Below are 923 nucleotides of genomic sequence, written 5' to 3' on the forward strand. Positions count from 1 at the left end.
AAAAACCGTAAAAGGTTACATTCAAGCCTATGAAACAGGAGGGCTTCCAGGTCTGCAAATGAATCATTCGCCAGGCGCCCCCGTTCGATTAACCGAAGAACAACAGGAAAAGCTGAAACAGACCATCGTCAACTCCGTTCCGCATGATGTAGGCTTTACCGCGCGGCACAATTGGACACTGGAGATCATGGCAGCCTTTATCCAACGGGAATTTGGAGTGACGTATTCGCTTCGTGGCATCTCCAAAATGATGCACCGTCAGGGGCTAAGCTACACCAAGCCAACCTATACCTTGGCAGCGGCGGACGAAGAAAAACAAAGAATCTTTTCAGAAGAAACGTTTCCGGATTTAAAAAAAGACACCTGAAGGACGAAATCCAGCATGTGCTATTTGAAGACGAATCCATGATTCGCGATTACCAAGCGATTCAAAAAACGTGGTTTCTCCGCAGCAAGCAACGTATCATTCAAACGACAGGTAAACATCGCGGGGTCAAACTGCTGGCAACCGTCGACTATGGGACAGGCAAGATCGTATGGCAGGAAGATGAGCAGTATACAGCAGAAACCTTTTTGAGCTTTTTGAAAAAAGTCGTAGCCGAATATCCAACAGGCAAAATCGTGATGGTGTTGGATAATGCACGAATCCACCATGCGAAATTGCTGGAACCGTTCCTAACCGAGATGAAGGACCGACTTGAACTGGTTTTTCTGCCTCCCTATAGCCCACAACTCAATGCAGTCGAAGGGTTGTGGAAATGGCTTAAATCGGATGTGATTAACAACGTTTTCTACCACACGGTCACCGAAATTCGCACCAACGTACAACAATTCATGGAAGAGATTATGAAAGTACCTTTGACGATCATTGACCGTCTCTGTGTCAGGTTCTAGTCATTTTTTTCTTTAGTTCAACTTATATA

1 pseudogene is annotated in these 923 nt (G+C 45.4%); it reads left to right on the plus strand.

The annotated features are described in order from the left end of the window. Window positions 1-894, plus strand: a pseudogene (locus ACIFQM_RS23320) (IS630 family transposase); the annotation flags it as partial. Window positions 895-923: the final 29 nt, after the last annotated feature.

The organism is Paenibacillus sp. NRS-1782 (assembly GCF_050467685.1).
GTDB classification, from domain to species: domain Bacteria; phylum Bacillota; class Bacilli; order Paenibacillales; family Paenibacillaceae; genus Paenibacillus; species Paenibacillus terrae_A.